This is a genomic window from Desulfobacter sp. (genome assembly GCF_050177295.1).
In genome coordinates this window covers 1-5,954 of sequence record NZ_JBFXHE010000280.1, presented here as the reverse complement: position 1 = coordinate 5,954, position 5,954 = coordinate 1, and the positions used below count along the sequence as shown (strand labels likewise).

The 5,954-nt window shown below is 47.1% G+C and carries 6 protein-coding genes; all 6 read left to right on the top strand.

Going from position 1 to position 5,954, the window contains the following annotated elements:
- The coding region (locus AB7U36_RS16785) for a biotin--[acetyl-CoA-carboxylase] ligase (protein ID WP_428160848.1) at positions 1 to 677 on the top strand (677 nt) is incomplete at its 5' end.
- Between the two features lie 13 nt (positions 678 to 690).
- Positions 691 to 1,230 carry a biotin transporter BioY gene (locus tag AB7U36_RS16780; RefSeq protein ID WP_428160847.1) on the top strand — a complete coding sequence of 180 codons (540 nt, stop codon included), beginning with the start codon at positions 691 to 693 and terminating at the stop codon, positions 1,228 to 1,230.
- Between the two features lie 7 nt (positions 1,231 to 1,237).
- The gene (locus tag AB7U36_RS16775) at positions 1,238 to 1,981 is read left to right on the top strand and encodes an energy-coupling factor ABC transporter ATP-binding protein (RefSeq protein ID WP_428160846.1); all 744 of its coding nucleotides are present in this window, start codon (positions 1,238 to 1,240) and stop codon (positions 1,979 to 1,981) included.
- Positions 1,978 to 2,727, top strand: a complete 750-nt coding sequence (locus tag AB7U36_RS16770; RefSeq protein ID WP_428160845.1) for an energy-coupling factor transporter transmembrane component T family protein — start codon at positions 1,978 to 1,980, stop codon at positions 2,725 to 2,727. Before AB7U36_RS16775 ends, AB7U36_RS16770 begins: the two co-directional genes overlap by 4 nt.
- Before the next feature lie 315 nt (positions 2,728 to 3,042).
- Complete coding sequence (locus AB7U36_RS16765) at positions 3,043 to 3,519, top strand: cache domain-containing protein (protein WP_428160844.1); 477 nt, start codon at positions 3,043 to 3,045, stop codon at positions 3,517 to 3,519.
- A 1-nt stretch (position 3,520) separates the two neighbouring features.
- On the top strand, positions 3,521 to 5,824 hold the full coding sequence (locus AB7U36_RS16760) for an ATP-binding protein (RefSeq protein ID WP_428160843.1): 2,304 nt from the start codon (positions 3,521 to 3,523) through the stop codon (positions 5,822 to 5,824).
- The last annotated feature ends 130 nt before the right edge of the window (positions 5,825 to 5,954 follow it).

Genomic DNA, 5,954 nt, shown 5'->3' with positions numbered 1-5,954 from the left:
CTACCATGGACCAGGCCCGAAAGATAGCCCGGCAAGGTCTCCAGCATGCCGGTTGCGTCATTGCCGAAGTCCAGACAGCCTCCAGGGGCAGACTGAACAGGCCCTGGGCCTCTGCCCGGGGCGGGCTTTGGTTTACCCTGATCCTTAAACCGGATTTGCCGCCGCCCCTGGCCTGGACCATGAATTTTGCCGCTTCGGCCTGCATGGCCGAAGTTCTGGCCGGCTTATTTGACCTGGATGTCCGTGTCAAATGGCCCAATGACCTGCTTCTCAAGGGCCGCAAGCTCTCCGGATTGCTGGCGGAAATGGAAACCCGGGCCGATATGGTTAATTTCCTGTTTCTGGGCATCGGCCTTAATGTGAACAATGAACCTGAATCAAATCAATACCAGGCCATTTCCCTGAAAACAGCCCTGGGAAAATCTGTGTCCAGAAAACAGATCCTGATCCGTTTCCTGGATCTGTTTGAATCCAGGATTTCGACCATTGATCCGGCCCGGATCATCAGCCGGTGGAAGGAACGGACCGCCACCATCGGCAGCGATGTCAGGGTTCAAACCCATGACCGGGTGTATGAGGGCAAGGCCCTGGATGTGGATGACTCCGGTGCCCTCATTGTTCAAGGCCGGGACGGCATCACCCGGAAAATTATTTATGGCGATTGTTTTCACGCCTGAAAAATAACCTGAGATGAATGGTAAACATATGGATGTTTCTGTAAAACAGATTGTATATTCAGCCCTTTTTATCGCCCTGATCAGTATTGGCGCAATGATTGCCATACCTGTGGGCCCTGTCCCCATTGTACTTCAAAACATGTTTGTCCTCCTGGCGGGTTTGATCCTGCCGCCGGCCTGGGCTGCCGGGTGCGTGGCGGTTTATCTGCTCATGGGATTTGCCGGACTGCCGGTATTTGCCGGCGGCACTTCGGGTATTGGAAAAGTGGTCGGCCCCACCGGCGGATATCTTCTCTCTTATCTGCCGGCCGCATTTCTTACCTCTGTCATATCCGGTCGCACTAAAAATAGCCTGATCCGGGATAGTGTGGCCATCATTGCGGGAATGGCGGTGATTTACCTGTTCGGTGTACCCTGGCTGAAATGGGTGCTGGCCGTCTCCTGGAGCAAGGCCCTGGCTGCGGGCATGTACCCCTTTCTTGCCGGTGCTGTGGTTAAAATGGTTGCAGCGGTAATAATCGCCCGAAAGCTTCGTCCCCTGATCCGGTTGTAAGCGTTTTATGGATAACGTATTGCTGAAAACAGATCATCTGACCCATGCCTTTGGTTCGGGGGATACAGGCATATTTGAGATTTGTCTGACCGTATCCCGGGATGATTTCATTGTGCTTGCCGGAAAAAACGGATGCGGAAAAACCACCTTGATCCGTCATTTCAACGGTCTGTTGATGGCGGATACCGGCCGGGTTCTGTTCAACGGGCAGGATATTCAAAAAAACCTGACCTTTGCCCGCAAAAAAATCGGTATGGTTTTCCAGGACCCGGATACCCAGATCATTGCAGATACCGTGTTTGATGAAACCGCCTTTGGTCCGGAAAATTTAAACATGGGCCGGGAAGAGATTAATGGCAAAGTGAATAAAGTCCTTACCCTGCTCGACCTGGACCACTTACGAGACAGAAATCCTGCCACCCTTTCCGGCGGAGAAAAGCGGCGGCTGGCCATTGCCGGCATCCTGGTCATGGAACCGGATCTGATTGTTTTTGACGAACCGTTTGCCAATCTGGACTATCCATCTGTTTTATCCCTGGCCGGACTGTGCCGAAAACTTCACCAGTCCGGGCACGCCATTGTCATGACCACCCATGATGTGGCACCGGTGATCACGTTTGCCACTAAAATTGTAATCATGGACAAAGGACGGATCAAGGAACAAGGAGATCCAATCTTGCTTGCCCCCTGTCTTGAATCATATGGCGTAAAAAATCCGTTTACCCCCATGGCACAGGCGTGGACACGGTGACACTTTTTTCTTATCGTCCCGGCAACACCTTATGGCACACCCTGGATGTCCGGTGCAAATGCCTTCTGGTCTGCCTGTTGAGCCTGTCTGTACTAAAGACGGAATTGCCCGCGAATATTGTCTGCTTGTGCGTTTTGATCTTTATATTGAAAAAATTGGGGGTGGGCCCGGCAAAGCTTGTAAAGGCCCTGAAAACCTTTCTTTTGTTTTTAATACTGATATTTTTCTGCCGGTGGGCAGGCACGCCCGGTGATCCCATGGTGACCCTGCATGGATTCACCCTGAGCCGCCAGGGTTTTACTTCCGGCAGCCTGGTTGCGTTACGGTTTCTGGTCGTCATGCTGTTAGGGCTGATATTGACGGCAACAACCCGGTCCATGGAAATCAAGGCGGCTGTCCAGTGGTTTTTCAAACCTGTTCCTTTTATTCCTGAAAAACGGGTGGCTGTGATGGTGGGTCTGGCCCTGAAATTCATGCCCCTGATCCTCGCTAACGCCAGGGAAGTGACCCATGCCGTCAATGCCCGGTGCGGCAATTTAAGGAAAAATCCTGTGCGGCGACTTATCAACCTCTCCTGGCCCCTGCTGAAAAAAACATTTCAATCCGCAGATGACCTGACCCTTGCCATGCAGGCCAGGTGTTACAATGAAAACCGCACGGATCCACGGTTTTCCACCAATGGAAAAGAGGGTTGGGTCGTTGGTCTGGCTCTTGTTTTTTCCGCCGGGATGCTACTGATGGGCTGACCCCGGTTTATGCCTGCTCGCCAAAGGATTTCGCGAAAACCACCGGCAGCGAAACAAGCGAAACTATGAATAGCGATTCATGGTATTAATCAATTGCTTAAGCCAATACAGTTTGCTATCATCAATTCAATTCATTTGAATCATTTAAAAATCGTTAATTGATCTTCGGAAAATGAACTTGCCAAATGGCCGAATCTGTTTTTAAATAAACGCCAGACATGTTTTATTTATGTACAAGAGGGAGAAGGGATACTTATGAATTTTTGGGCTAATCCATTGTTTCTTATAATATGGTTGGTTATAGGCCTGATACCCGTGGCAGACGCTCAGCAACAGAGTAGACCGCTTCCGGCGGTTGCCGAAAAAACAAAGGCGATTGTCGAGGCGGTCCATGCCTTTGTCAATGTCCATTCCAACGATATGTCCACTGTGCAACACGCTCTCCAAACCCATCCAGATTTTTTTGATCGGGATAAAAATCTCTATGTCTTTATGCACTGCTATAACATAGAGAAAAAGGAAGCGATCTCCTGTGCACAGGCTGTTCGCCCCGAACTTATCGGAAAAAACATGTGGCATCTAAGGACGCCAAACGGCAGGTTGCTTTTTTATGAAATAGCCCGGATGATCGAAAAGGAGGGCCAGGGTTGGATTCAATATGACTGGTTGAATCCATATACCAATACACTTCAGACAAAATGTTCATACCTGAAGGGAATCGTTCTGAAAGATGGGCGGAAAGCCTGGGTGGGATGCGGGTTCTGGCAGAAAAATAAAAAAAAGGATGTATAATGTGACCATTAAAAATAAAATTTTTATCTCAGGCACACTCTTTTTTTTAATTTTTGTTATGCTTGCATTGATGAGTATCCGGCTCCACCGCGAGGTTTCGTTCAATTTAAATGCCCGGGACAAAGCAAACCAGGATTTAGCCGGTATTCAAGCGTCTATAAAATGGAGAAATCATGTAATCAGCCTGATAGCGGATATCGTTGCGCAGGAACATGTCCCGCCGCTGGCAAAGGAGCATTTCCAGTTGCCGGCCGGCCCGCATCTTCTCAATCATGAGATCCTGGCGAAATCAGGATTGCGGCTGGTTGACCTGATTGCCCTCAAAGAACAGGCGTCAACAGAAACTGATCGGTCTTTCAGGCAACTGAGAGATAAAATAAACCGACTCTATCACCAACTGGATGAAAAAATTACAACCATGCTGGCCATTGTCCAGTTGGATTCTGTTTTGGGAGATAATGTTTCTGAAAAAAGCACCTTGGCGCCGTATGTATTAAAAAGTCTTAATCAATTAACATTGGTTGCGCTCAATGCCTTGATATCCAAACAGTTTCCAGACGATGCCGCAAGTATCGTTATTGAAAATCAGCTATTTATCTCTTCACAGATTCAATTGATTGATTCAGACGGCAGCATTTCCGGGCTGTTTTCCGAATTGTTTACCCAAATCAAATCCCTTGAGCTGTTAATTATTGAATCAAATACGATTCTTTCGCGTTTTAACAAACAAATATCAGATGCAAAGCACAACTTTGACCAGGCAGCACGCGGAACAGAATTTGATACCATTGTCGCAAAAGTCACATCACAGCTTTCGTCTGCCAATAAGAAACTTAAAGAGGCGAGCCGGTTCAGCCTGATAACCACGGTTTTATTTCTTTTTATTGTTCCCTTTTTGGTTATTGCTGTAGGTATTTCCGGGCTGAATACGGTTATTTTAGCCCCCATTGGCCATCTTTTGAATGCCATGAAAGGTATTAAAGACGGTAATTTTGATGTAGTCGTCCCCATCCGGGCCCAAGATGAGATCGGAAAACTGGCCTGGGCCTTTAATGCCATGGCCGCAGAGATTAAAACAAAAGTTGTGGAAATGTCACGGCTGAATCAGGAACTTCACGAAAATGAAAAAGAGCTGACCAGGCTGCGCAATTTTTTATCCAACATCATCAATTCCATGCCATCCATGCTTGTGGCTGTGGACCGGGACGGTAACATCACCCAGTGGAATAACCGAACAGAGCAGATAACCGGGGTGTCGTTTGAAGATGCATATGCCAAACCGCTGGGCAAGGTGTTCCCCCGGTTAGCCCGCGAAAAGGATCGTATTATGACCTCTATCAGGGAGCGCCGGGTAATAAGTACGCTAAAAGTATCATTTAACACAGGACAGGAACGCGGTTTTGAGGACATTACCATCTATCCTCTGGTTACCGCCAGTGATATAGACGGTGCGGTTATCCGAATTGATGACGTAACAGATCAGGTACGTCTTGAGGAGATGATGGTCCAGAATGAAAAAATGTTGTCTGTAGGCGGGTTGGCAGCCGGCATGGCCCATGAAATCAACAATCCCTTGGCTGGTATCATACAAACGGCGAATGTAATGAAATCAAGGCTGGAAAATCTGGAAATACCGGCAAACATTAGCGTCGCTGATGAAATCGGCATATCTGTGAATCAGATCAGGGTATTTATGCAAAAGAGGGGTATTTTAAGGATGTTGTGCGCTATAAATGAATCCGGTCGGAGAGTGTCTGAAATCGTTGATAATATGCTTAGTTTTTCCAGAAAATCAAATGCGGATTTTTCAAGTCATCATCCAGCCCAGCTTATGGACAGGATTCTTGAACTTGCTGCTACAGACTATGACATGAAAAAACATTACGATTTTAAAACAATCAAAATTATTAAAAAATATGAAGATAACCTTCCCATGATTAACTGTGAGGGGGTAAAAATTCAGCAGGTTCTGTTGAATATCCTGCGCAATGGTGCCCAGGCAATGCACTCCCAAAACATGGGCAGCGATTATACACCCTGTTTTATTTTACGCATTGCTAAAGAAGAAAAAATGTTACGGATAGAAATCGAGGATAACGGGCCTGGTATGGACAAAATTACCCAGTCAAGGATTTTTGAGCCGTTTTTCACCACAAAACCCATAGGTATCGGAACCGGACTTGGGTTATCTGTTTCATATTTTATCATTACGCAGAATCATCACGGTACTATGGATGTGGTTTCCCTGTTAGGGAAAGGATCAACGTTTATTATACGGTTACCGTTGGAACAGATCGAGCGATAGAAAGGGGGGGACGGCAGTTGAAAGTACTTGTAATTGATGATGAAAAGCATATCCGACAAAGCCTTTCCGATTATCTGGAAGATAATGATTATGATGTTATAACAGCAGAAAACGGACAACAGGGCCTGGG